Origin of the sequence: Nonomuraea typhae, assembly GCF_009760925.1 — a bacterium.
GTDB classification, from domain to species: domain Bacteria; phylum Actinomycetota; class Actinomycetes; order Streptosporangiales; family Streptosporangiaceae; genus Nonomuraea; species Nonomuraea typhae.
This window is the reverse complement of record NZ_VRLV01000004.1, coordinates 227,628-249,862: the sequence shown is the minus strand read 5'-3', so window position 1 is coordinate 249,862 and position 22,235 is coordinate 227,628. Positions and strand designations below refer to the sequence as shown.

The following is a 22,235-nucleotide window of genomic DNA, read 5'->3' as shown; positions in this document are numbered from 1 at the left end:
CCACCGCACGGGCCGCTGATCTGGGCACATCCCGCCACACAGGTTGCTGATCCGGGTCCCGCCGTACGCCCTACCGCAGCATGGAACCAAAAACCCATTGGCGATGGGCCGGAGAGCTTCAACAGGCGGCGTCGCCGGCACCCCGCCCATAGCCCCGGGCAACCTCAGTGACTGCCCGGCGCAACCGTGATCCCCACCATGCCCGGCCCCACATGCGCGCCCACCACGGCCCCTGCTTCCACCACCCGCAACTCCCGTACGGCCGGCAGCCTCCCCTTGATCCGCTCGGCCAGCGCCTGAGCCCGTTCCGGCGCCCCGACATGCTGAACGGCCACGTCCACCGGCGCCGACCCCGCCGCCTCCACCGCCAGATCTTCCATCCGAGCCACAGCCCGAGCAGCGGTGCGTACCTTTTCCAGCGGCTGGATGGTCCCACCCGAGATGTGCAGCAGAGGCTTGATCATAAGCGCGGACCCGAAGATGGAGGCGGTGGTGCTGACCCGGCCACTGCGGCGGAGTTGGTCGAGCGTGTCGACGCAGAAGAACGTCCGGGTGGCGGCGGCGCACGTACGGGCCGCCGCGGCGACCGCGGTGAGGCCGGCGCCCCGAGCGGCCTCGCGGGCAGCCGCGAGGACCGGGTACCCCAGGCCCATGGCCAGGGATCGGCTGTCCACGACCTCGACGGGTAAGGCGGCCGACGCGCCGGCCAGGGCGGCCGCACCGGCGGTCCCGGACAGGGCGGATGACAGGTGGACGGAGACCACGCCCGTGTGCCCGGCCTCGGCCAGCGTGGCGTAGACGGCGGCGAAGCGGTCCGGGGAGGGCTGCGAGGTGGTGGCCGCGGCCAGGTCGCCGGTGTAGTCGGGTTCGTCGTAGGAAACGCCTCCGGCCACCACGGTGAGTGGGACCACGGTGATCCCCTCGACCGGAGGCAGGTAGGCGGTGGAATCCGTGACAACGGCAACCGAAGGCGGCATATCCCCGAGATTAACGAGTGAAGCCCCGAGATGAACTATTGAACGGGAGTCCCGCCGCGCCAGACCCGGCGTGGCTTGAGGCCGAAGGACCAGGCGAAGGCGCCTTCGTGGTCGGCGTCCCACTGGACGATGTCGGCCAGGCGGCCGGGTGCGAGGACGCCGCGGTCCGGAGCCCCGAGCACGGTGGCGCCGCCCAGCGTGGCGGCGCGGAGGGCGTCGTTGACGCTCATGCCGAAGGCGGCGACGGCCATGGCGATGATCTGGGACATCGAGGTGATGCCGCAGTAGCCGGGGTTGTGGTCGCTGCCCAGGGCGACGATCACGCCGTGCTTGATCATCTTGCGGACCGGCGGCAGGTTGCCGCGCTGCAGGGCGGTGGCCGGGCAGACGACGGCGGGCACGCCGTACCGCGACAGGATGGCGAGGTCCTCGTCGGAGCAGTGGTGGAGGCCGTCGGCGGAGGCGCAGCCGAGTTCGGCGGCCAGTTGGACGGCGCCGCGGCGGCTGAACAGGCCGGCGTGGATGCGCGGCAGCAGGCCGACGTTACGGCCGGAGGCGAGGACCCAGCGGGATTCCTCGGTGGTGAAGTGGCCCTCGTCGCAGTAGACGTCGACGCTGTCGGCTCCGGCGGCCGCCGCGTCGGCGCACCAGGCGCCCACCGCTTCGACGTATTCACGCTGGCGGCCGAAGTACTCCGGCGGGACCACGTGGGCCGCGAGGAAGGTGACGTGCACCCGCGGCATCATCGGCTCCTTCTCCAGCTCGCGCAGGAGCCGGACGTCGGCCAGTTCGCCGTCGCGGGTGAGGTGGTAGCCGGTCTTGGCCTCGACGGTGGTGGTGCCGCTGAGGAGCCAGGCGCGCAGGCGTTCGCGCACGCCGTTGCAGAGGGTCCAGGGGTCGGTGCCGCGGGTCACGGTGACGGTGGAGCCGACGCCGCCACCGGCGGCGGTGATCGCCGAGGAGGTGGAGCCTCCGGTGCGGATGGCGAGCTCGGCGTAGCGGTTTCCGGCGTAGACGGGGTGGGTGTGCGCGTCGATGAGGCCGGGGGTGACGAGGGCGCCGCCGAGGTTCTCCACGTGATCGACGTCGACGATGTCGTCTACGACTCCTGGCACGCTCTGGGGCAGGTCGGGTGCGCGGCCGACCCAGGCGATGCGGTCGTTGTGTACGAGGATGGCCGCGTTGCTGAGGACCTCGTTGCCGGTCCAGAGGCGGCCGATGTTGGTCAGCAGGCGAACGGTCACCGCATCACCGCCCCGCACGGATGCGAAACAGAGCGCACGGCTGCCGCCGCGCCCACTGAGTCCGCTCCGGGTCCGGACGACATGGGGTCTCCTGCTCTCATCCGCCAATGATGTGCGGTGACCTTGGCACCGGACTCATGATCCGGCGATTTCAGTTCAGTTACGTTATTTCACAGGTCGGCTGGCTGTACAGGGTTATTCGGAAGAAATCCCAAGCGTCACGGTGCCCCCTGCTTGCGTCACGTCCCGCAGCAGCCATCATCTGTAACCCGCGCCTTTGCTGTCCTGAGGCTTGGCCAATGGTAGCAATCCCAGGCACATCAAGGCCACTGTCGCATTTGTCAGGATTTAAGCTGTACGGCTACCGCCATACGCTGGGCATTCACCGATACCCGTTAGGCCGGCCGGCCCAGAGCCCCGGCGAAGAGGGTGACCGTCGACACACGGATGGCCGCAAGACACCCACGCGACCGGAGTGTACATGGAGGCGCGTGACCGAACATCCGAAAAAGCCCCATAAAACCCAAAAGCCCCACACGCCACACAGGCCCCACCGGCCGCACAAAGCCCAAGCACGTGTACGGCTCACGCACCCGCGAGCCGTACACGCACCCGAAAATCAGACCCGCTCGACAGGCTTGGCGACCCTCTCCAGCTCATGGAAGAGGCTGCCCAGCACCCAGGCGTGCAGGATCGTGCCCTCCTCCACGTGCTCGACGGAGACGACCTCGCCCTCCTCATGAGCCCGCGACACCAGGTCACCCCGCTCATAGGGCACCAGCAGCCGGACTTCGTGATCCAGCCGGGGAAGCTGCCGCTCGATGAGGTCCAGCAGCTCCGGGATCCCCGCCCCGGTACGCGCGGAGACCACGATGCTGTTGCGCTCACGGCGCTGGATGCGGTCGAGAACGTCCTGCGACGCCGCGTCCGCCTTGTTGATCACCACGACCTCGGGCACGTCGAGGGCGCCGTCGATGGTGGAGAACACCTCGCGGACGGCCGCGATCTGCCCTTCGGGGTCGGGGTGTGAGCCGTCGACCACGTGGAGGATCAGGTCGGAGTCGGCGACCTCCTCCAGCGTGGACCGGAACGCCTCGACGAGCTGGTGCGGCAGGTGCCGGACGAACCCGACGGTGTCGGCGATCGTGAACAGCCGCCCGTCGGGCGTGCGGGACTTGCGCACCGTCGGGTCGAGGGTGGCGAACAGGGCGTCCTCGACCAGCACGCCGGCGCCGGTGACGCGGTTGAGCAGCGAGGACTTGCCGGCGTTGGTGTAGCCGGCGATGGCCACGGCGGGCACCTCGCGGCGCTGGCGCTGGTGGCGCATCACCTCGCGGGAAGTGGACATGCCGGAGATCTGCCTGCGCAGCTTGGCCATGCGCTCGCGGATACGCCGGCGGTCAAGTTCGATCTTGGTCTCACCGGGGCCGCGCCCGCCGACGCCGACGCCGTTGGAGGAACGGCCGCCGACCTGCCGGGACAGGTTGCCACCCCAGCCGCGCAGACGCGGCAGGAGGTACTGCAGCTGGGCGAGCTCGACCTGGGCCTTGCCCTCGCGGCTCTTGGCGTGCTGGGCGAAGATGTCGAGGATCAGCATGGTCCGGTCGACCACCTTGACCTTGACGACCTCTTCCAGCTCCCGCAGCTGGGCGGGGGTCAGCTCACCGTCGCAGATCACCGTGTCGGCGCCGGACGCCTCGACGATGTCGCGCAGCTCCAGCGCCTTGCCGGAGCCGATATAGGTTGCCGGGTCGGGCTTCTGGCGGCGCTGGATGAGGCCCTCGAGCACCTCGGATCCGGCGGTTTCGGCCAGGAGCTTGAGCTCCAGCAGGGAGTTCTCGGCATCGATCGAGGTGCCGGAGGTCCAGACGCCCACGAGGACCACCCGCTCGAGTCGGAGCTGGCGGTATTCGACCTCGGTGACATCCTGGAGTTCGGTGGAAAGGCCCGCTACGCGGCGGAGCGCGTGGCGCTCCTCGAGGTCCATCTCGCCGGTCTCGATCTGGTCGAGCGTGGAGTATTTCTGCATTCGTGTCATCTCTATGAGGGAACGTCTGGACACCGTGGTGTCTTCCCCAGATGGTGACACGACATCCACGCCGCAATCATCTGGTTATCCAGGCACCACGTTGATGTTTCCGGATCCGGCTTCGATGGTGACCCGGTTGGCCGAATTCCGGTCGTTGGCGACCTCGACCTTGGCGTCGCCGGAATCGGCCTGCGCGCTGACGTTGTAGGGGCCGTTGGGCAGCGTGAGCGTGATGTCGCCGGAGCCCGCCTCGAGCATGACGTCGCTGGGCGCGCTGGCGTACTTGAGGTCCATGCTGCCGGAGCCGGCGTCCGCGATGACCTTCTTGCCGCCGAGGTCGGAGGCTTCGATGTCGCCGGAGCCCGCGGAGGCTTCGAGTTCGCCGGTGAGGCCGCGCAGCGTGATGTGACCGGAGCCGGCGTCGGCCTTGACCTTCAGGCCCTTGGGCACCTCGATCTTGTAGCTGACGCTGCAACTTCCGGAGCCGGGCCGGCAACTGTAGGTGACCCTCAGCGTGTCGCCTTCGACCTTGTGCTCCGCCTCGGGCTTGTTGTTGCGCCATTGGAGGGTCTCGGTGACGCGGATACCGGATCGGTCGGTCTCGGTCACCACGATGTCGCCGGACCCGGAGTTGACGTCCAGGAGCGCGACCTTGTCGTTGACGTCGTAGTTGACGACGCTCTCCTCGGTGGGCCCGCCGATGCTCGCCAGCCCGCACCCGGTGAGCACTGCCGCGGAAGCCAGCAGGGCTCCTGCGAACACGATTGGTTTCATACTTCGAATCTTCCCGGCGCTGACGGGCAGTGGCATCCGGGATGCCCCCTACCCGACCCCCGTCTTTGACCCTTGCACCTCCATGAAGTAGCTTCCCTTCCATAATCCAGAACGCATTTTCCACAGCTTGGAAAGAGGTCGCCGCCATGGAGATCACCGGCCCGATGCACGACCGGTTCGACGAGATCCTCACCCCGGAGGCGCTCGACTTCGTGGCCGCGCTGCACCGCCGCTTCGACGCCCGCCGCCTGGAGCTGCTGCAGGCCAGGCAGGTACGGCAGGCCGAGCTGTCGGCTGGTGGCACCCTCGACTTCCTGCCGGAGACCAAGGCGGTCCGGGAGGGCGACTGGCGGGTGGCGGCGCCCGCTCCGGGTCTCGAGGACCGCCGGGTCGAGATCACCGGCCCGGTCGACCAGAAGATGACCATCAACGCCCTCAACTCCGGTGCGAAGGTCTGGCTGGCCGACTTCGAGGACGCCAACTCCCCGCTCTGGGAGAACTGCGTCCGCGGCCAGCTCAACCTGCGCAACGCCCTCGACCGCACGATCGACTTCGAGACCGGGGGCAAGAGCTACACGCTCAAGCCCGACGCCGAACTGGCCACGGTCGTGGTCCGCCCGCGCGGCTGGCACCTCAACGAGAAGCACGCCAAGGTGGACGGCGAGGAGGTCTCCGGCTCGCTGTTCGACTTCGGCCTCTACTTCTTCCACTGCGCCCAGCGCCAGCTCGCCAAGGGCAGGGGCCCGTACTTCTACCTCCCCAAGATGGAGTCCCACCTCGAGGCCCGCCTCTGGAACGACGTCTTCACCCACGCCCAGGAGGCGCTCGGCATCCCGCAGGGGACGATCCGGGCAACCGTCCTCATCGAGACGTACCCGGCCGCCTTCGAGATGGAGGAGATCCTGTACGAGCTGCGCGAGCACTCGGCCGGGCTCAACGCGGGCCGCTGGGACTACCTCTTCAGCGTGATCAAGAAGTTCCGCACGCGGGGCCGCGAGTTCCTGCTGCCCGAGCGGAACGCGGTGACGATGACCGCCCCCTTCATGCGCGCCTACACCGAGCTGCTGGTGCGCACCTGCCACAAGCGCGGCGCGCACGCGATCGGCGGCATGGCCGCGTTCATCCCGAGCCGGCGTGACCCGGAGGTCAACGCGGTCGCGCTGGAGAAGGTGCGCGCGGACAAGACGCGTGAGTCGGGCGACGGCTTCGACGGCTCGTGGGTGGCCCACCCCGATCTGGTGCCGATCTGCCGTGAGGTCTTCGACGGCGTGCTCGGCGAGCGCCCCAACCAGCTCGACCGCACCCGCGAGGACGTCCAGGTCGGCGCCGAGGACCTGCTCGACGTGGCGGCCACGCCCGGCGGCATCACCGAGACCGGCCTGCGCAGCAACGTGGACGTCGCCCTGCGCTACCTGGCCGCGTGGATGGGCGGGCTGGGCGCGGTCGCCATCCACAACCTCATGGAGGACGCCGCGACGGCCGAGATCTCCCGCTCGCAGATCTGGCAGTGGATCCACAACGGCATCGCGCTGGCCGACACCGGCCAGACGGTGACCAGGGACCTGGTCGAGCGGATCATCGCCGAGGAACTCGTCACGATCGCCCAGGAGCCCGGCTATGACGCCGGTCTTTACGCACAGGCCGAAACCCTGTTCAAGGAAGTCGCCCTGGACGAGGATTTCGCGGAGTTTCTCACTCTTCCGGCTTATGCTCGCATGCCATGACCCCTCTCGATGAGCTCGTCACCACCCTGGCGGCGGTGGCGGACGTCATCACCGACCCGGTCAGGCTGCGCACCTACGAGTGCGACGGCCTGACCATCCACCGGGCCACCCCGGGCGCCGTGGTGCTCGCCGAGTCCGCGGCGCAGATCGCCGCGGTCGTCAAGCTCTGCAACCGGTACGGCGTGCCGTTCGTGGCCCGGGGCTCGGGCACGGGCCTGTCCGGCGGCGCCCTGCCCAGGACCGACGGCGTGCTCATCGTCACCTCGAAGATGCGGCGCGTCCTGGAGATCGACCTGCCCAACCGGCGCGCGGTCGTGGAGCCCGGCGTCACCAACCTGGCGATCACCGAGGCCGTGCGCGAGCAGGGTTACTACTATGCCCCCGACCCCTCCAGCCAGCAGATCTGCTCCATCGGCGGCAACGTGGCCGAGAACTCCGGCGGCGCCCACTGCCTGAAGTACGGCTTCACCGTCAACCACGTGGAAGCCTGCGAGATCGTCACCCCCGACGGGGACGTCGTCACCCTTGACCGGATGGACCCGGGCTACGACCTGCTCGGGGCATTCGTGGGCGCGGAGGGCACGCTCGGCATCGCTACCAAGGTGGTCGTACGGCTCAGCCGTACCCCTGAGGCGGTCACCACGGTGCTGGCGGCCTTCGAGAGCATCGAGCAGGGCGGCCAGGCCGTCTCGGCGATCATCGGGGCGGGCATCGTGCCGGCGGCCATTGAGATGATGGACGCCTTGTCCATCGAGGCGGCCGAGGCGGCGGTGGCCTGCGCCTACCCGGAGGGGGCGGGCGCGGTGCTGATCGTGGAGCTGGACGGGCCTGCCGAGGAGGTCGAGCGGCAGTTCGCGCGGCTCACGGAGATCTGCGCGCAGGCGCTGGAGCTGCGGGTGGCGGCCGATCCGGCCGAGCGGGCGGCGATCTGGAAGGGGCGGAAGTCGGCGTTCGCCGCGGTGGGGCGGATCAGCCCGGCCTACATCGTCCAGGACGGCGTGGTGCCGCGCACCTCCCTGCCCGAGGTGCTGGCCGGTATCGACCGGCTGTCGGCCGAGTACGGGATCAAGGTGGCCAACGTCTTCCACGCCGGTGACGGGAACCTGCATCCGCTGGTGTTGTTCGACGACGCCGAGCCCGGGGCGGGTGAGCGGGCCGAGACGGTGTCGGGCAAGATCCTGGATCTGTGCATCGAGCACGGGGGGTCGATCACCGGCGAGCATGGGGTCGGGGTGGACAAGTCGCGATATATGCCGAGGATGTTCTCGGATGACGATCTCGACACCATGCAGCTCGTCCGGTGCGCCTTCGACCCCGGAAACCTGTCCAACCCCGGCAAGGTCTTCCCCACGCCCCGGCTGTGCGGCGAGGTGCCCGGCGTGCGCAAGGGTGTGCACCCGCTGGTCGAGGCGGGGAAGGCGGAACAGTACTGATGCCGGGTGGCAAGGCCCAGAACGTGACCCGGGTGCTGGCCGGGAGCGGGGTGACCGTGCGGGAGGCCGGGCCGCCGGACGCGGTCGGCGGCGTGCTGCCCGGCTGGGTCGCGCTGCCGGAGAGCGTCGAGGAGGTGTCGGCGCTGCTGCGCGCCTGCGCCGGGGCCGGCCTGGCCACGACGGCCGTGGGCGGCGGCACCAAACTGCACTGGGGCGCCCCGCCCGAGCGCTGCGACGTCCTGATCGACACGTGCTGCCTGAACGAGGTCATCGAGTACACCCCGGGTGACCTGGTCGTGCGCGTCCAGGCGGGGGTCACGCTGGAGGCCCTCGCCGCCCTCCTGGCCGAGCAGGGGCAGGAGCTCGTCTGCGACGGCCCGTTCGGCGACGAGGCCACGATCGGCGGCATGCTCGCCACCGGCGCCACCGGCCCCCGCGCATTCCGGTACGGCACGCCCCGCGACCTGCTCATCGGCATCACCGTCGTCCTGGCCGACGGCACGATCGCGAAGTCCGGCGGCAAGGTCGTCAAGAACGTGGCCGGCTACGACCTCGGCAAGCTCTTCACCGGCTCCTACGGCACGCTCGGGGTGATCGCCGAGGCGGCCTTCCGTCTCCATCCCGTGCCCGCCGCCCGCGCGTGGGTGCTGGCCCGGCTGTCCCGCGACGCCGTCCAGCGGGCAGCGGTACGGCTGGCCGCCGCCCAGGCCGAGCCCGCGGCCGTGGAACTGGACTGGCCGGACCTCCGGGGACCCGTGAATCTGGCCGCGCTCGTCGAGGGCGCCGCCGCCGGGCAGCGGGCCCACGCGCTGGCGGCCCTGCTCGGAGAGGGCGCCGAGGTCACCGGCGAGGGGCCGGAGTGGTGGGGTGAGCCGGCGGGGAGCGAGGCGCTGGCCGAGGTCCGCTGCCTGCCCGCCCAGGTGACGCGGGTGCTCGGCAGAGTGGCCGAGTGGCCGGGCCTGTCGCTGCGGGGTTCGCCGGTGGCCGGGAGGTTCTGGCTGGAGGGCGCCGGTGAAGGGTTCGGCGCGGCGGTGGCCGGGCTCCGGGAGGCCGGGGCGCGGGTGAGCGTGCTGGCTGCGCCGTACGATCTAGGGTTGGACAAAATAGACAGGTGGGGCGAGGTGTCGGCACTGCCGCTGATGCGGCGGGTGAAGGAGCAGTTCGATCCCGGGCGCAGGATGTCTCCTGGCCGGTTCGTGGGAGGGATCTGACGTGGACCCGAAGCTGATCAAGGACTGCGTGCACTGCGGCTTCTGCCTGACGACCTGCCCGACGTACGCGTTGTGGGGCGAGGAGATGGATTCGCCGCGTGGCCGGATCCACCTCATGAAGCAGCACACCGAGGGCACCCCGCTCACTGCCGAGATGGCCGGGCATTTCGACGCCTGCCTGGGGTGCATGGCGTGTGTGACCGCGTGCCCGTCGGGGGTGCGCTACGACCGGCTGATCGAGCAGACCCGGGCCGAGGTCGAACGGGTGCACGTGCGCGACCCGCAGGAGCGGGCGGTGCGCGGGATCGTCTTCGGGCTCTTCCCCTACCCGCGGCGGCTGCGGCTGCTGCGCCCGGGCATGGGGGCGGCCGCGCGGATGGCGCCGTTCCTGGAGCGCGTGCATCCGAGCCTGGGCGCGATGGCCGCCCTGGCGCCCGAGGTGAAGCACCGGCAGCGGCTGCCCCGCCGGGTCCGCGCGAGGGGCCCGCGGCGCGCGGTCGTCGGCATGCTGACCGGCTGCGTGCAGGGTGAGTTCTTCCCGCAGGTGAACGCGGCCACCGCGCGGGTGCTGGCCCTGGAGGGATGTGACGTGGTCATCCCGCCCGGGCAGGGGTGCTGCGGCGCGCTGAGCGTGCACGCCGGGCGCGAGGACCAGGCGCGGCGCTTCGCCAGGCGCACGATCCGCACGTTCGAGCGCGCCGGGGTGAGCACGGTCGTGGTCAACGCGGCCGGGTGCGGATCGTCGATGAAGGAGTACGGCGAGCTGCTCGCGGACGATCCCCGCTGGGCGGCCAGGGCGCGCGCGATCAGGACCGTCGACCTGGCCGAATGGCTGGCCGAGCTGGGCCCGGTGGCGCAGCGGCACCCGCTGCCGGTCACGATCGCCTACCACGACGCCTGCCATCTGGCCCACGCCCAGGGCATCCGGGCGCAGCCGCGGGCGCTGCTGGCCGCGATCCCGGAGCTGGTGCTGCGCGAGGTGCCGGACGCCGCGATCTGCTGCGGCTCGGCCGGAACCTACAACATCTTCCAGCCGGAGGCCGCCCGCGACCTGGGCGATCGCAAGGCCGAGTCGGTCGCCTCCACCGGGGCGCGGCTCCTGGTGTCGGCGAACCCGGGCTGCACCATGCAGATCGCCGCGGCCATGACGAGGGCGGGCGGCTCGATCCGGGTCGCCCACACGGCCGAGGTGCTGGACGCGTCCTTGCGCGGAGTACATCTGTGAGACGAGCGGGGGTGTGCCGGTGAGCGTGCAGTCGGTCGACCGGGCGCTGGACGTGCTGGAGGCGCTGGCCGAGCACGGGGGCGAAGCCGGTCTGTCGGAGATCGCGGCCAGGACGGGCCTGCCGTACGGGACGATCCATCGGCTGCTGCAGACGCTGCTGACGCGAGGCTACGTACGCCAGGAATCCGACCGCCGCTACGCCCTGGGCGGCGGGCTGGTACGGCTGGGCGGCATCGCCGAGCGGATGGTCGGGGTGTGGGCGCAGCCGTATCTGAGCCGGATGGTGGAGTTGTCCGGCGAGACGGCGAACCTCGCCGTGCTGGAGGGCGACTTCATCGTCTACGTGGCGCAGGTGCCCTCGCCGCGCAGGCTGCGCATGTTCGCCGAGGTCGGGCGGCGGGTGCTGCCGCACAGCACGGCGGTGGGCAAGGTGCTGCTGGCCGACCGGAGCACCGGTGAGGCGCTCAGCCTGTTCGAGCGGACCGGGATGCCGCGCAAGACCGCCAACACCATCACCGATCCGAAGGCGATGCTGGACGAGCTCGACCGGGTCAGGGATCGCGGCTATGCGATGGACCTGGGCGAGGAGGAGCTGGGCGTGCACTGCCTGGCCGTGCCGGTGCACGACGGCGACCGGGTGGTGGCCGCCATGTCGGTCTCCGGCCCGGCCGAGCGCATCGACGCCCTGGACCGCGACGACCTGGCGACCGGCATGCGCCGCATCGCCGCCGCCTTCGGCACCGAGCTCAGCCCCACGCCCTGACCGCGCCCTCCGCCGGGATGATCGTGAACGGGACGCCGCCGGGGTCACCGATGATGGCGAGCCTGCCGTACGGGCTGTCCACGGGCCCGTAGCCGACCCGCCCGCCCAGCCCGGCGGCGCGCTCGGCGGCCCGATCGACGTCGGGGACGGCGAAGTAGGCCATCCAGTGCGCGGGAACCCCGGCCCACTCGGCCTCGTCCATCTCCAGCCGCCCCGCGACCGGCCGGCCGGACACGCGCCACAGCGAGTAGCCCGCCTGCCCCGGCACCGGCTCGGGCGTGTAGCCGAAGACGGCGGCGTAGAAGGCGTCGATCTCCGCGCCGCCCCGGGTGTTGAGGTCGAGCCAGGCCGGCCCGCCGCCGGTGAACTCGCCCGCCTGCCACAGCGCGAACGGCACCCCGGCCGGATCGACGGCGCGTGCGTACCGTCCGTGCCCCGGCAGATCGAATGGCTCCACCAGAAGGGAACCACCCGCCGCACCGACACGGGCCACGGCCGAGTCGACGTCATGCGTGGCGAGATAGACCTCCCACGCCTCACCGGGCGCCTGTGTGATCTGCGCGACCGGTCTTCCGCCGGCCAGGCACAGGCGGTCGTCGAAGGTCCAGCCGAACAGGGCGCCGTAGAAACCTCTGGCCGCGTCGGCGTCGGGGGTCAGCAGTTGCGCCCAGCAGGGCGTGCCCTCCGAGAACTCCATGCCGGAACCCTCTCAGACGGCACCGACAGAAACCCACTACGCTGTTGCGCCATGAGCAACTTGGGTTCGTCTGGAGAGGTCGGGGGGAGTCGATCAGGGCTCGGCGACCTGCACTGATTACCTGAGGGCGTCGGTGATCATCTGAGGGAGTCTGACTACGGTGGCTCCCTAAATGGCTCCCCGGCTCCCGATCAGAAGAGGCTCACAGGTGACGAAGCTCCCGGACCCAGCACGGTCCGGGAGCTTCGTCACGTCTCCTAGCAGTTGACGAGTTCGGGGTTCTGATTGAGTAGTTGAGCTTCTGTGCTCGTGAACCGGTTGTACGCGTCACCCGTTGCCCTGAACAGCGCAACCCTGTGGCAGTTCTGGAATGCCACCCGAACACCGAAGTGCCGTTCGATGGCTGACCTCATGGCATCGCTTGCCATCATCCGTAGTAGCTGACCTGCAACGTCATCAGTCAGCACGGTTCGATTGTCCACGTACTCCAGTCCTTGGACCTCACGTTCGTGGGCCAGCTTGGACACGAGAGCCCAAGCGTCGGGAAGAGACTCACTCATGCACTTAAGGAACGCGTCGTCGGCGACCTTCCCCGATCGAGCGTCCTCCAGCAGTTCCGGTGAGACCTTTAGGGACACGAAGCATCGCCCTCCCTCAGAGTCGGAGTCTCCTCCCTCATTCCCCACCTCGAATAGCTGCTAAAGGTGGCGTGACCGCCATCCTTACCGTGCCGCTTAGCCAGAACCTCTCCCTCTGGACAACGCAGACATGCGATGGGTCGTGGTCGCTCCGTCACTCCGCTGGGTCTGGTGGTCGGATGATGCTGCCGTGCGGGAGGACGCGTACAGGGGTATCCGGCAGCCTGAGTGTCAACTCAGTATGCTCCCCGCGTTCCGCTTGGCGTGCCACGACGCCGGGAAGGATCTCGGTCTCAGGCAGTACAGCAACGACGCGCACCTCCTCAGGCGTGCACTCGTCTCCCTGAGGCATGGACTCGTAATCGCGGACCACTAGCCAGCTATCAACATCACATTCGGCGTAGATCGATTCGTGATCGCCAGCCGTACAGAGGAGTTGCAGCCGGAAATACTCCTTTCCACCCTGATCGATCTTGTTCGGGCGAACATCTTCGATACGCCACCATTGGTAGAGGTCTACCGGCGTTTCTGACGGGACCACGACCGGGGTGATCGCGTACGGGTGGTTGGGGTGGCTTGCCGGGAAGGGCTCGAACGCCAGCACGTTCCCCACCTTGACGAACGCCGCGTGCACCGTCCATATGTGCTCGTGGTGGCTAGGCACGGTCGAGTGACACATAGAGACGAACTGTTGATTGCCCCTCAGGGTCGAGTAGATCCGTACCAACGGATCCGAACTGCCGGCACATCTCTCTGACGATTCGATCGCGCGGAGTCTCGCCGAAGTTGAGAGCCATGACCATGCCGGGGAGGGATGCCCCCTCGGGCAGACGGGACGCCTCCTCGACGGATTGAGTCCACATGAACACTCCGCCACGAACCAGGGCAGTGATGCCAAGAGGTTGCCTGTCGGGATTGCTGCCTGAGAGCGATACTGCGCCCATTCGTCGGACGTGGCCTTGAATGTCGCGTGCACCCTGGGGCAGTCCAGCGAGCAGTGCTGTGATGCGCTGGCGTGCCGTCTCCGGTGCGAACGTCCGGCCGACAGAGCCCCCGCCTCTGCCGTGCCTCACGTACGTCACTTCCCAGTCCCACGCTCCCCCTTCCCAAGGGGGAGGTTGCGGTGGCGTGATCGCGGATTGGTTGACCTCGGTACGTTCATCGCTCATGCGGGGACTCCTGCACGTCGGCGAGCCTAGTATGTGAACATACTAGGTATGAACCTCGTATCTTCGCATGTCAATGTGTGAGATCATGCGCGCATGCCGGATCAGGACCCGCACAAGCCGATGTACCTGGTGATTGCCGACGATCTCCGCGGCAAGATCAAGAGTGGCGCACTGATCAGCGACGCACGCATTCCGAGCGAGCGTGAATTGTGCGAGCGCTGGAATGTTTCGGCCATTACAGCCAAGCACGCGATTACCTCATTGAGAAATGAAGGTCTGATCTACTCACTCAAAGGCAAGGGATCGTTCGTAGCAAGGCATCGGCCGCTAGTGCGTATGGCACCAGACCGTTTCAAGCGCACAAATACTAGCCAAGCGTACTGGAGTGAGGCAGAGAAATCCGGCCTTGACATTCAGGTCGAATACGAAACCGAACTCACGGAAGCACCCCTTGAGGTCGCCGAGCGTCTTGGGATCGAAGAGGGCGATCCGGTTTCCGAAACCTCATACAACATCAGTATGGGCGGAGAACCGGTTTCCTTCAGTCTCGCATGGGAGCCGCTCGCACTGACAGGCGGCACAGCGATTGAACGGCCCCATGAAGGGCCATACGCAGGAAGAGGAATCGTTCCCCGCTTCGACGCAATCGGCATTCAGGTGGATGACGAGGAAGAGATCGTTCGCGCACGCATGCCAGAGCCGCACGAAGCGTTTCGCCTAAAGTGCCCACCCGGTATTCCAGTCATTCAGATGTGGCAAACTTTTTGGGCGCAAGACATAGCTGTCGAAGTCGCCAAGATTGTATATCGTGGCGATAGATACGAATTCCACTATCGGATTCCGATCAGGTAACCGATGGTGGACAGTGATCCAAGTGAGCCAGGCGTCCAGCCGGAGGAAGCCTGTGGCGAGACGGAACTGTGGCCGGATTCCTGGGAGTCATTCACCGTGATCTGCGTGCTTCCACAAGGTCACCAGGGAAACCACCAGGATAAGTCCGGCGCTTTTTCGTGGGGTGGAGAGTAGGTTTCACTTTGAAGTGTGCCCCCTCTCAAATGATCGAAGGGCGTACCGGTCCATCACGGTACGCCCTTGCGTTTGAGCCTTTGTCAGGCAAGCGCCAAGCGAGTACTGTCACCCGGCCACACTGTGACGGTAAAATCGACTGGATTACTCTCCTTATCGCGCGTTAGTTCCGCACGGACAAGCACACAGGCTGTCTGCGAAATCTTTAGTACCCTTGCTTCATTGTCGCTGGGATGGCGCGCTTGTATATAGCCATCGACGGGCAGTAGATCACGGTGGGCATGGGCAGCGAGCGCCTCCCGCCATTCACGATCAATTGCTACCGGCTCGACCAAGGGCGTATTCTCGCCCACCCCAGGAGCGAGATAACTCGTTTTGAGCTGGACGGGAATACCGTCAGCATCGATCGATAGCCTACGACGTGTTACAACAGGCGTACTAAGGTCGCCTAGTCGGAGGGCAAGCGCGGCTTCCGGTAGAGCTGGCTCTATGCGAACGTGAACGGTTGCGGTATCCGAATGCGAGCCTCCGGACGGGCCGACCACGCGCACGCTCGGAATTCCGAGAGATGACCCATCATCTGAGGTAGTAGCGCTATCGCTTGATTGCGAAATTGAGCGCTGCGGCCCGTTGGACACATGCCCACGCGTGCTGTCTGTGCGCGCATATCCGGCAGCGACCAACTCTTGCATGACGCGTCTCGCCGTGGTGGTGCTGACGGTCCACCTGACACGCATCTCTCGAACTGACGGCAGCAACGCGCCGGCCGGATACCGCTGTCCGGAGTCGATCTCCGTCATGAACTCATCTCGAATCATCTGCCAGAGCGGCAGATCGGGTGCGCCCTCGCGACCTTCATCGTCCTTAGCCACCGTTGCACCTCCTCTCACGTGCGAAAACTGGTCACCACGACCTTAGCGCGCACAACTGTGTACGTCAAATTTGACGCACACACTTGCGCGCGCACAACTTTGCGCGCATAGTTTGACGTACACAGTTCGGCGCGCACAGCGCTCCTGGGTCTGGAGGTGAAGCCGTGATGATCAACCCGCCAACGCGCCTGATCACTGGGACCCGCCTCTTGGCCGAGTTTCTAGACAACTGCCCTGACGGGTGGGTGTGTAGCGAGCTGGCCGCAACCGTGCTGGTGCTGCTCACCGTGGCGCTACACGTGGTGGCCGAATTCCTTCAGACCTGCTCCGACCTGCACGAAGGGAAGTGATCTTCATGAACTACCTCGACGCTGACGACCGCATGAAGTTCATCACGGACTTGCGGCGTTTCACTGCCTACCTGGAGGAGCACAAGGACCTACCAATCCCCCGCTATCTGGACTTCGAGCTTCAGGTCCATCCGCGCAGCGGCCCGGACTTCACCAACGAGGGCGAACGGATCGCGGAGGTCCAGCGGATCGCGGGGATTCTCGGGGTGCCCGTCGCGGTGGACTCTGGTCACCACACCGCCCGGTTGCGCTTTGGCCGGATCGTGTACGCGGCGGTGGCAATCGAACGGCAGACCATCGACGAACACCGCGCGCTGTCCTCCTACACCTCGAACTTCCACCTATCCGGCGGGAAATGAGGTGGATCTCCCGCTGCTGATTGTCCTGGTAGCGCTGCTGATGGTGATCACCACCCTGGTCGTGTTTGTGGTCGTGGTGATCGCCATCCGCTCTGAGGATCACCGCCGCCGCCTGGACGGGACCGACCCGACGCACGCCGAGCGGATGACGCGTCGCCTGGTCGGTGCGTACTCCCATCACTGCACGCGATCACAGCAGCCGAGTGCCCGAAAAGGAGGTGATTGCCGTTGACGCCCATGCCCCGGTCCATGCGTCGCACCTGCCCGTGTGGTGCCGCTGTACGTCCCGGATGCCGTAGGTGCGTCAAGTGCCGTGCCCGCTACCGCTGGCACCGCCGTAAGGCCACCCTCGACGGCCTCTGATCCCCTGCCAGACACCCGCCGCTACGGCATGAGAGGAGGTGAGGCACCTAATGAATATCTCAGTCCCCGTGGTCGTGCTGCTGGGCCTAACCGTGTTCATCGCCATGAGGTACCTGGGGTTGCGCGTGTGGGAGGCCGTTGTCTGCATCCTTTTCGGATTCATGCTGGCAGGCACCGTGATCTCACCCGACATCCGGCGATTCCTCGTCGGCGTGTTCAACCTGATCACCAACCAATGACCCGCCGCCGGCATCCCCCGGCCCCGACGGAACCCCTGTGCCAGGCTCGCGCGCACCTGGCACCACCACCCGCCCGAACCGCTCACCAACCGCCAACGAAAGGAACCGCCCTTGGCCCCACCACCACCGCCGATTGAAGGAGGCGATCACTAATGACCCACCGATACCGCCACCCCTACCCGCACCCTGACCTGGAGTCCGTGGCTACCCGCAACACCACTGCCACTCACCTGGTCGCAACCTTCGCCAAGTCCGCTTCTGCCCTCAACGAGATGTGGCGTCACATCCTTGAGGCCCTGGCCGACACCCCTGACCTGATCGACCAGGTCGCGAGCCTGCGAGCCGACCTGGCCGCCACACGCCGCCGCCGCGCCGACCTGATCGCCGCCATCCAGGCCACGTTGAGCGCCCACGCTGATGGCGACCGCGACCCGCTGTACTACATCCGTGACGAGCTGGGCCACCAGCAACGCGCCGACGCCCGCCACGTTCCCGGCACCAGCGGGGGCGGCCGATGACCAGCCACCGCCGCGTGTCCCGCCACCACATGCGACGCAACGCCCGCCGCATGCGCCGGTACGGCATCCAACCCATGGCCTCCATCACCGATGACCTCGACTTCGCGCCCCTGATCATCGACGGCATCGGGCGGGCACTGTGGCGCTACCGCTCCGAACTGGCCCCCGTGACCACGCTCGCCCTGCTCATGGGGTCGGGGATGATCCTGCACACCTTCTACCCGCTGTGGTGGCCCACCGTCGCTGGCGGCACCGTCACTGCGGCGGGCGCGCTGCTGATGGCAGGTCGCTGGGTCAACCTCACCCGCCCGATCGAACGCGGATACGCCGCTGGCGTCACCGTGTTCGCGGGGGGATGGCTCACGGCCGCCACGATGCACGGGCCGTTCACCAGACCGTGGCCGCTCGTGCTCAACATCGGGTGCCTACTGCTGGCCCTGCCCTGGTGGGCACACCGCCGCCGCCGCGCCCGCGTCCGCGTCGAACGCACCTTGGCAGCATGGCCCGACATCGCCCAAGCGGCCGGTCTGGCAGGCTCGCGCGTGCAATCGGCAATCGTAGACCTGTGGGGCTACCGCTTCCGCCTCGGGCTCGGCCTGGGGCAGACGGTAGAGGACGCCATCACGGCCATCCCCCGCCTGGAATCAGCCCTGGGCAGCATGCGCGGCGGGGTACGCGTCCAACCGGTGGCCAGCAAGAAGGCCAACCGCGCCGACGTGCGCGTGATCGAAACCGACCCACACGCCGACGCCATCACCTACCCAGGCCCGTCGATCACCTCCATAACCCAACCGGTCAAACTCGGAGTGTTCGAGGACGGCAGCCCGGCACGGGTGCTGTTCCTCCGGAGGCATGCACTGTTCGGCGGGTTGTCAGGCGGGGGCAAATCCGGCGGCCTCAACGTACTGCTTGCCGAACTGACCGCATGCCCGGACGTGATCATCTGGGCAGTCGATCTCAAGCGGGGGATGGAGCTGCAACCGTGGGCTTCGTGCATCGACCGGTTGGCCACCACCCCGCAAGAGGCAGAGGCGCTCCTCCGGGACGCAGTCACCATCTTCGACGGACGAGCTGACGACCTCACCCGGCACGGCCTACGGGTCTGGGAGCCTACCCCGGAGCGTCCCGCCCTGGTGATCATCATCGACGAGTACGCCGAACTCGCCGAAGAGGCACCAAAGGCACTCAAGTACGCCGATTCCCTCGTACGGCGCGGCCGCGCCTCTGCGGTCAACCTGATCCTTGCCACACAACGCCCGTCCAAGGACGCCATGGGCGGTAGGAACGCCGTGCGTTCGCAGACTGACATCCGGGTGGCCTTCCGGGTACGTGAACCCCGCGATGGCGACCTGATATTCGGCCAGGGCATGGTTAAGGCCGGATGGCACGCCCACAAGCTTGATGCCCCCGGCAAATTCCTCGTCTCCGCCCCCGAACACGACATCCCCCGCCGCGCCCGCACCTACCTCCTCAACGACGCCGGCGTGCAGGTCACCGCCGAACGTCACGCCCACCGCCGCCCAACTCTCGACACGGTATCCCTGGCCGCTCTGGAAGCCGCCGCGCACGCGCCTGAACCGCCCGCGGACGCGAGCCGGACGCAAAGCCAGACATCACCACGACACGCCCGCCGCGATGCACCCAGACACGACGACAGCGCATTGTGGACCGTTCTGCGTGACGCCCCCGAAGGGGGGATATCCATCGATGAACTCAAACAGGTCACGGGAATGAGCCGTCCCACCATTTACCGGCGACTAGCCCGGCTCGAAGACGACGGGAGAGTACGTCAGGTGAGTCGTGGCCGCTGGCGAGCCCGACTCGACTCCGACACCGCGTAGTCATCCACTCTCGGTAGTCGTCTCATCGTCTCAATGTCTCAGTCTCACGTGCGTCTGCGCGTGTATAGGCCACACGCGCACCGTGAGACGAGACATTGAGACAACTACGGACCGTAGCGGAAGGGGGTGGTACCTGAGTGAGGGCGTACAAGGTCGAACAGGTAGCAAAGCTGCTCAACGTCGGTCGGGACAAGATCTATGAACTGATCAGGAACGGTGAGTTGAGAAGCATCAAGATCGGAAAGCTTCGTCGCATCACCGAACAGCAGTTGGCGGACTTTCTTAAAGCACGCGAAGAGGAGGATACAAAGACCTAACTATCGAGTGCATTGCGCCGCAGTGCACTGCAATGCAGGCTGTGAGTGGCTTGCCGGTAGAGGTAGAGGGAGTCTCAGATGGCCACCACCGAGAACTTCACACTCCGACTCGACAGTGAGCGTCGCCGCAAGCTAGAGGAGATCGCCAAGAAGCAAGAAAGAGACTTGGCTTTCATTATCAGAAAGGCCATCGACGATTACATCCAACGAAACACGACTAGCTAACCAACCGCCTTGATCTCCACGAAACTGGTGGCGCGCCTCAAAAGCAGATCAAGGCACGCGCAATCACATTGAATGGAGGTGATCTAGTGAGAATTTCGATTGGCGACTACGAAGGGTCGATCTACCCCGAGAACGGTAGATGGACTGGAGCCATCGATCTCGACCCCAAGCCGGACGGGACACGCAATCGACTCAAGCGAAAGGGGAGGACCAAGAGTGAAGTAAAGCAGAAGCTGAAAGAGGCTATCAAGGAGGTAGAAAGAGGAGCAAAGACCTCTGAGACCTATACGGTCACTCAGTGCATGCGTGACTTCTTGGACCAAGGTCTGAATGCGGAGTCGCCGGAAACATTGCGGCAATACAAGTCGATTTCCAAAACATACATCGAACGACTTATAGGAGGAGGGAGCCTCAAGAAGCTAACTGCCGACATACTTCACAAATGGCTCACGGGCCTGAGTGCGACATTGTCCACCAGATCCCTTAGTCTCCTCCTAAACTTACTGCGTCGCGCAATTCGTATGGCAATGCGTCGCGGACTGGCAATACAAAACGTTGCCGAACTCATAGATGCACCCAAGGGCACGACGGGCCGCGCCAGCAAATGCCTCAATCTCGAACAGGCCAGCATCTTGGTGAAAACCTCGATGAACAAGAAGTGGCGCATAGGTCCCTACGTGATCCTATGCCTTCTCACTGGACTTCGCACAGAAGAGGCAAGAGCACTTAAATGGGATGACGTCGACCTGACCAAGGGCGTCGTTTACGTCCTCAGGTCTGACAGAGCGAGCGGAGACACCAAGACAAAGAAATCTCGAAGAGGTTTCGCTATCGCGAAGCTTGGAATAAGAGCACTCTCGACACACAAAAAACGCCAGGCAGCCGAACGGCTCGCTGCCGGAGATGCATGGCAGGACAACAACCTAGTTTTCTGCCATGAGGACGGCACAGCCTTTACTGATACCCAGATCCGCTACAGATTCCGTCAGATCACAACCGCTGCCGGACTCGGAAAGGAATGGGTGCCTCGGGAACTTCGACACACATTCGTATCCCTGCTTAGCAACCACGGAAACGTATCCATCGAGAACATCGCGACCCTCGTTGGGCATTCCAACACCGCTACAACTGAGACCGTTTACCGTCACGAACTACGCCCCGTGATCATCGACGGAGCTCAGGCAATGGATAAGATCATTAAGGTCGGGTCCGCGTGACGGCTCCCGAATTGGCTCCTCCAGACGCTCAAATCATGCCTGACCTGGCCTAGACTGTTGCGCCATGAGCAACAGCTCGGTGCAGTCGGTCGATCGGGCGATCGCGATCCTCGAGATCCTGGCCCGCGAGGGAGCCACGCGGGTGACCGACCTGGCGGTGGAGCTCGACGTCCACAAGTCCACCGCGTTCCGCCTGCTCAGCGCCCTGGAGCAGGGCGGGCTCGTGGAGCAGAGCGGCGAGCGCGGCCGCTACCGCCTCGGCTTCGGCGTGGTACGGCTGGCGGGCGCGGCCACGGCCCAGCTCGACCTGTCCAAGGAGAGCCGCGAGGTCTGCCGCAGGCTGGCCGAGGAGGTCGGCGAGACCGTGAACCTGGCGGTCCCGCAGGACGGGTACGCGGTCAACATCAGCCAGGTGCGCGGCCCGGCGGCGATCAGCGGGCACAACTGGGTGGGCCAGCGCACCCCGTCCCACGCCACCTCCAGCGGCAAGGTGCTGCTGGCGTTCGGCGCCCTGCGCCTGCCCGGCGAGCTGGAGCGTTTCACCCCGGCCACGATCGTCACCGCCGAGGGCCTGGGCCTGGCGGAGATCAGGGAGCGCGGCTGGGCCAGCGCGGTCGAGGAGCTGGAGGTGGGCCTGAACGCGGTAGCGGCGCCGGTCCAGGGGGCGGACGGCGCCGTGGTGGCGGCGGTCAGCGCCTCCGGCCCGTCCTACCGGCTGACGCCGGAGCGCCTGCCCGAGGTGGGGGCGATCCTGGCCGCCGGCGCCCGGGAGATCAGCCAGCGCATCGGCTATTACCGTTGAGGCATGTGTAGAAGCATCAAGACCCTGCGCCCGCCGTACACCGACGACGTGACCGAGGAGGACGTGCGGGCGGCGGCGTTGCAGTTCGTGCGCAAGATCTCCGGATTCCGCGCGCCCGCCGCGCACAACGCGGAGGCGTTCGACCGTGCGGTCGAGGCGATCACGCGGGCTTCGGAGGAGCTTCTCGGCTCACTGGAGGTACGCGGAGCGGCTCGGTAGCCG

At 66.8% G+C, this 22,235-nt stretch carries 25 protein-coding genes; 17 read left to right on the top strand and 8 right to left on the bottom strand.

What is annotated here, in order from left to right:
• Positions 1–164: 164 nt before the first annotated feature.
• From FVE25_RS17160 to FVE25_RS17145, 4 genes are all read right to left on the bottom strand, one after another.
• Positions 165–977, bottom strand: a complete 813-nt coding sequence (locus FVE25_RS17160) for a DegV family protein (protein ID WP_157247959.1) — start codon at positions 975–977, stop codon at positions 165–167.
• Positions 978–1,012: 35 nt separating this feature from the next.
• Positions 1,013–2,221, bottom strand: coding sequence for an imidazolonepropionase (hutI, locus tag FVE25_RS17155; protein ID WP_157247958.1), 1,209 nt, complete (start codon positions 2,219–2,221; stop codon positions 1,013–1,015).
• Positions 2,222–2,840: 619 nt separating this feature from the next.
• Positions 2,841–4,259 (bottom strand): GTPase HflX, encoded by a 1,419-nt coding sequence (gene hflX / locus FVE25_RS17150; protein ID WP_425489493.1) that lies wholly within the window; start codon positions 4,257–4,259, stop codon positions 2,841–2,843.
• A 75-nt stretch (positions 4,260–4,334) separates the two neighbouring features.
• Positions 4,335–5,012 (bottom strand): DUF4097 family beta strand repeat-containing protein, encoded by a 678-nt coding sequence (locus FVE25_RS17145; RefSeq protein ID WP_246267111.1) that lies wholly within the window; start codon positions 5,010–5,012, stop codon positions 4,335–4,337.
• Between the two features lie 158 nt (positions 5,013–5,170).
• On the opposite strand from FVE25_RS17145, the gene aceB reads away from it, so the two are divergent.
• Genes aceB through FVE25_RS17120 form a run of 5 tightly spaced genes read left to right on the top strand, consistent with a single transcriptional unit; the run spans position 5,171 to position 11,380 of the window.
• Complete coding sequence (aceB, locus tag FVE25_RS17140) at positions 5,171–6,748, top strand: malate synthase A (RefSeq protein WP_157247956.1); 1,578 nt, start codon at positions 5,171–5,173, stop codon at positions 6,746–6,748.
• Entirely contained in the window at positions 6,745–8,181 is a 1,437-nt protein-coding gene (locus FVE25_RS17135; protein WP_157247955.1) for an FAD-linked oxidase C-terminal domain-containing protein, read from the top strand. Before aceB ends, FVE25_RS17135 begins: the two co-directional genes overlap by 4 nt.
• The gene (locus tag FVE25_RS17130) at positions 8,181–9,392 is read left to right on the top strand and encodes an FAD-binding oxidoreductase (protein ID WP_157247954.1); all 1,212 of its coding nucleotides are present in this window, start codon (positions 8,181–8,183) and stop codon (positions 9,390–9,392) included. Before FVE25_RS17135 ends, FVE25_RS17130 begins: the two co-directional genes overlap by 1 nt.
• A gap of 1 nt (position 9,393) precedes the next feature.
• Complete coding sequence (locus tag FVE25_RS17125; RefSeq protein ID WP_157247953.1) at positions 9,394–10,617, top strand: (Fe-S)-binding protein; 1,224 nt, start codon at positions 9,394–9,396, stop codon at positions 10,615–10,617.
• Positions 10,618–10,642: 25 nt separating this feature from the next.
• Positions 10,643–11,380 (top strand): IclR family transcriptional regulator, encoded by a 738-nt coding sequence (locus tag FVE25_RS17120; protein WP_425489494.1) that lies wholly within the window; start codon positions 10,643–10,645, stop codon positions 11,378–11,380.
• On the opposite strand, the gene FVE25_RS17115 is transcribed toward FVE25_RS17120, so the two are convergent.
• The 3 genes from FVE25_RS17115 to FVE25_RS17105 all read right to left on the bottom strand — a co-directional run bounded on the left by FVE25_RS17115 (position 11,364) and on the right by FVE25_RS17105 (position 13,319).
• Positions 11,364–12,077 (bottom strand): VOC family protein, encoded by a 714-nt coding sequence (locus tag FVE25_RS17115; RefSeq protein WP_157247952.1) that lies wholly within the window; start codon positions 12,075–12,077, stop codon positions 11,364–11,366. The genes FVE25_RS17120 and FVE25_RS17115 overlap by 17 nt on opposite strands.
• A 257-nt stretch (positions 12,078–12,334) precedes the next feature.
• Entirely contained in the window at positions 12,335–12,715 is a 381-nt protein-coding gene (locus FVE25_RS17110; protein WP_157247951.1) for an SCO5389 family protein, read from the bottom strand.
• A gap of 154 nt (positions 12,716–12,869) precedes the next feature.
• Positions 12,870–13,319, bottom strand: coding sequence for a hypothetical protein (locus FVE25_RS17105; RefSeq protein ID WP_157247950.1), 450 nt, complete (start codon positions 13,317–13,319; stop codon positions 12,870–12,872).
• Positions 13,320–13,977: 658 nt separating this feature from the next.
• Here FVE25_RS17105 and FVE25_RS17100 point away from each other — a divergent pair.
• Complete coding sequence (locus FVE25_RS17100; RefSeq protein WP_157247949.1) at positions 13,978–14,736, top strand: GntR family transcriptional regulator; 759 nt, start codon at positions 13,978–13,980, stop codon at positions 14,734–14,736.
• Positions 14,737–14,993: 257 nt separating this feature from the next.
• Here FVE25_RS17100 and FVE25_RS17095 read toward each other — a convergent pair whose 3' ends face one another.
• On the bottom strand, positions 14,994–15,782 hold the full coding sequence (locus tag FVE25_RS17095; RefSeq protein WP_157247948.1) for a GntR family transcriptional regulator: 789 nt from the start codon (positions 15,780–15,782) through the stop codon (positions 14,994–14,996).
• Between the two features lie 164 nt (positions 15,783–15,946).
• On the opposite strand from FVE25_RS17095, the gene FVE25_RS17090 reads away from it, so the two are divergent.
• The 11 genes from FVE25_RS17090 (at position 15,947) to FVE25_RS17040 (ending at position 22,232) form a co-directional block, all read left to right on the top strand.
• The gene (locus FVE25_RS17090) at positions 15,947–16,132 is read left to right on the top strand and encodes a hypothetical protein (RefSeq protein ID WP_157247947.1); all 186 of its coding nucleotides are present in this window, start codon (positions 15,947–15,949) and stop codon (positions 16,130–16,132) included.
• 5 nt (positions 16,133–16,137) lie between these two features.
• Positions 16,138–16,491 (top strand): hypothetical protein, encoded by a 354-nt coding sequence (locus tag FVE25_RS17085; protein WP_157247946.1) that lies wholly within the window; start codon positions 16,138–16,140, stop codon positions 16,489–16,491.
• Between the two features lies 1 nt (position 16,492).
• On the top strand, positions 16,493–16,723 hold the full coding sequence (locus tag FVE25_RS17080) for a hypothetical protein (protein WP_157247945.1): 231 nt from the start codon (positions 16,493–16,495) through the stop codon (positions 16,721–16,723).
• 199 nt (positions 16,724–16,922) lie between these two features.
• The gene (locus tag FVE25_RS17075) at positions 16,923–17,093 is read left to right on the top strand and encodes a hypothetical protein (RefSeq protein WP_219825526.1); all 171 of its coding nucleotides are present in this window, start codon (positions 16,923–16,925) and stop codon (positions 17,091–17,093) included.
• Positions 17,094–17,245: 152 nt separating this feature from the next.
• Positions 17,246–17,611: a hypothetical protein gene (locus tag FVE25_RS17070; protein WP_157247943.1), complete on the top strand. Its 366-nt coding sequence runs from the start codon at positions 17,246–17,248 to the stop codon at positions 17,609–17,611.
• Entirely contained in the window at positions 17,608–19,452 is a 1,845-nt protein-coding gene (locus tag FVE25_RS17065; RefSeq protein ID WP_246267110.1) for a winged helix-turn-helix domain-containing protein, read from the top strand. Before FVE25_RS17070 ends, FVE25_RS17065 begins: the two co-directional genes overlap by 4 nt.
• 137 nt (positions 19,453–19,589) lie before the next feature.
• On the top strand, positions 19,590–19,769 hold the full coding sequence (locus tag FVE25_RS17060) for a helix-turn-helix domain-containing protein (protein ID WP_157247942.1): 180 nt from the start codon (positions 19,590–19,592) through the stop codon (positions 19,767–19,769).
• Between the two features lie 78 nt (positions 19,770–19,847).
• A complete protein-coding gene (locus FVE25_RS17055; protein WP_157247941.1) occupies positions 19,848–19,994 on the top strand; it encodes a CopG family ribbon-helix-helix protein in 147 nt (48 codons plus the stop codon).
• A gap of 86 nt (positions 19,995–20,080) precedes the next feature.
• The gene (locus FVE25_RS17050; RefSeq protein WP_157247940.1) at positions 20,081–21,211 is read left to right on the top strand and encodes a site-specific integrase; all 1,131 of its coding nucleotides are present in this window, start codon (positions 20,081–20,083) and stop codon (positions 21,209–21,211) included.
• A 64-nt stretch (positions 21,212–21,275) separates the two neighbouring features.
• The gene (locus tag FVE25_RS17045; RefSeq protein WP_181019618.1) at positions 21,276–22,013 is read left to right on the top strand and encodes an IclR family transcriptional regulator; all 738 of its coding nucleotides are present in this window, start codon (positions 21,276–21,278) and stop codon (positions 22,011–22,013) included.
• A gap of 3 nt (positions 22,014–22,016) precedes the next feature.
• Positions 22,017–22,232, top strand: a complete 216-nt coding sequence (locus FVE25_RS17040; RefSeq protein WP_157247939.1) for a DUF2277 domain-containing protein — start codon at positions 22,017–22,019, stop codon at positions 22,230–22,232.
• The last annotated feature ends 3 nt before the right edge of the window (positions 22,233–22,235 follow it).

Bases quoted from the DNA above. Each gene is read 5' to 3' on its own strand.
- FVE25_RS17115 (WP_157247952.1), bottom strand. From the start codon at position 12,077: ATGGAGTTCTCGGAGGGCACGCCCTGCTGGGCGCAACTGCTGACCCCC.
- FVE25_RS17100 (WP_157247949.1), top strand. From the start codon at position 13,978: ATGCCGGATCAGGACCCGCACAAGCCGATGTACCTGGTGATTGCCGAC.
- FVE25_RS17135 (WP_157247955.1), top strand. From the start codon at position 6,745: ATGACCCCTCTCGATGAGCTCGTCACCACCCTGGCGGCGGTGGCGGAC.
- FVE25_RS17040 (WP_157247939.1), top strand. From the start codon at position 22,017: ATGTGTAGAAGCATCAAGACCCTGCGCCCGCCGTACACCGACGACGTG.
- aceB (WP_157247956.1), top strand. From the start codon at position 5,171: ATGGAGATCACCGGCCCGATGCACGACCGGTTCGACGAGATCCTCACC.
- FVE25_RS17160 (WP_157247959.1), bottom strand. From the start codon at position 977: ATGCCGCCTTCGGTTGCCGTTGTCACGGATTCCACCGCCTACCTGCCT.
- FVE25_RS17055 (WP_157247941.1), top strand. From the start codon at position 19,848: ATGGCCACCACCGAGAACTTCACACTCCGACTCGACAGTGAGCGTCGC.
- FVE25_RS17065 (WP_246267110.1), top strand. From the start codon at position 17,608: ATGACCAGCCACCGCCGCGTGTCCCGCCACCACATGCGACGCAACGCC.
- FVE25_RS17085 (WP_157247946.1), top strand. From the start codon at position 16,138: ATGAACTACCTCGACGCTGACGACCGCATGAAGTTCATCACGGACTTG.
- FVE25_RS17130 (WP_157247954.1), top strand. From the start codon at position 8,181: ATGCCGGGTGGCAAGGCCCAGAACGTGACCCGGGTGCTGGCCGGGAGC.
- hflX (WP_425489493.1), bottom strand. From the start codon at position 4,259: ATGACACGAATGCAGAAATACTCCACGCTCGACCAGATCGAGACCGGC.
- FVE25_RS17045 (WP_181019618.1), top strand. From the start codon at position 21,276: ATGAGCAACAGCTCGGTGCAGTCGGTCGATCGGGCGATCGCGATCCTC.
- FVE25_RS17070 (WP_157247943.1), top strand. From the start codon at position 17,246: ATGACCCACCGATACCGCCACCCCTACCCGCACCCTGACCTGGAGTCC.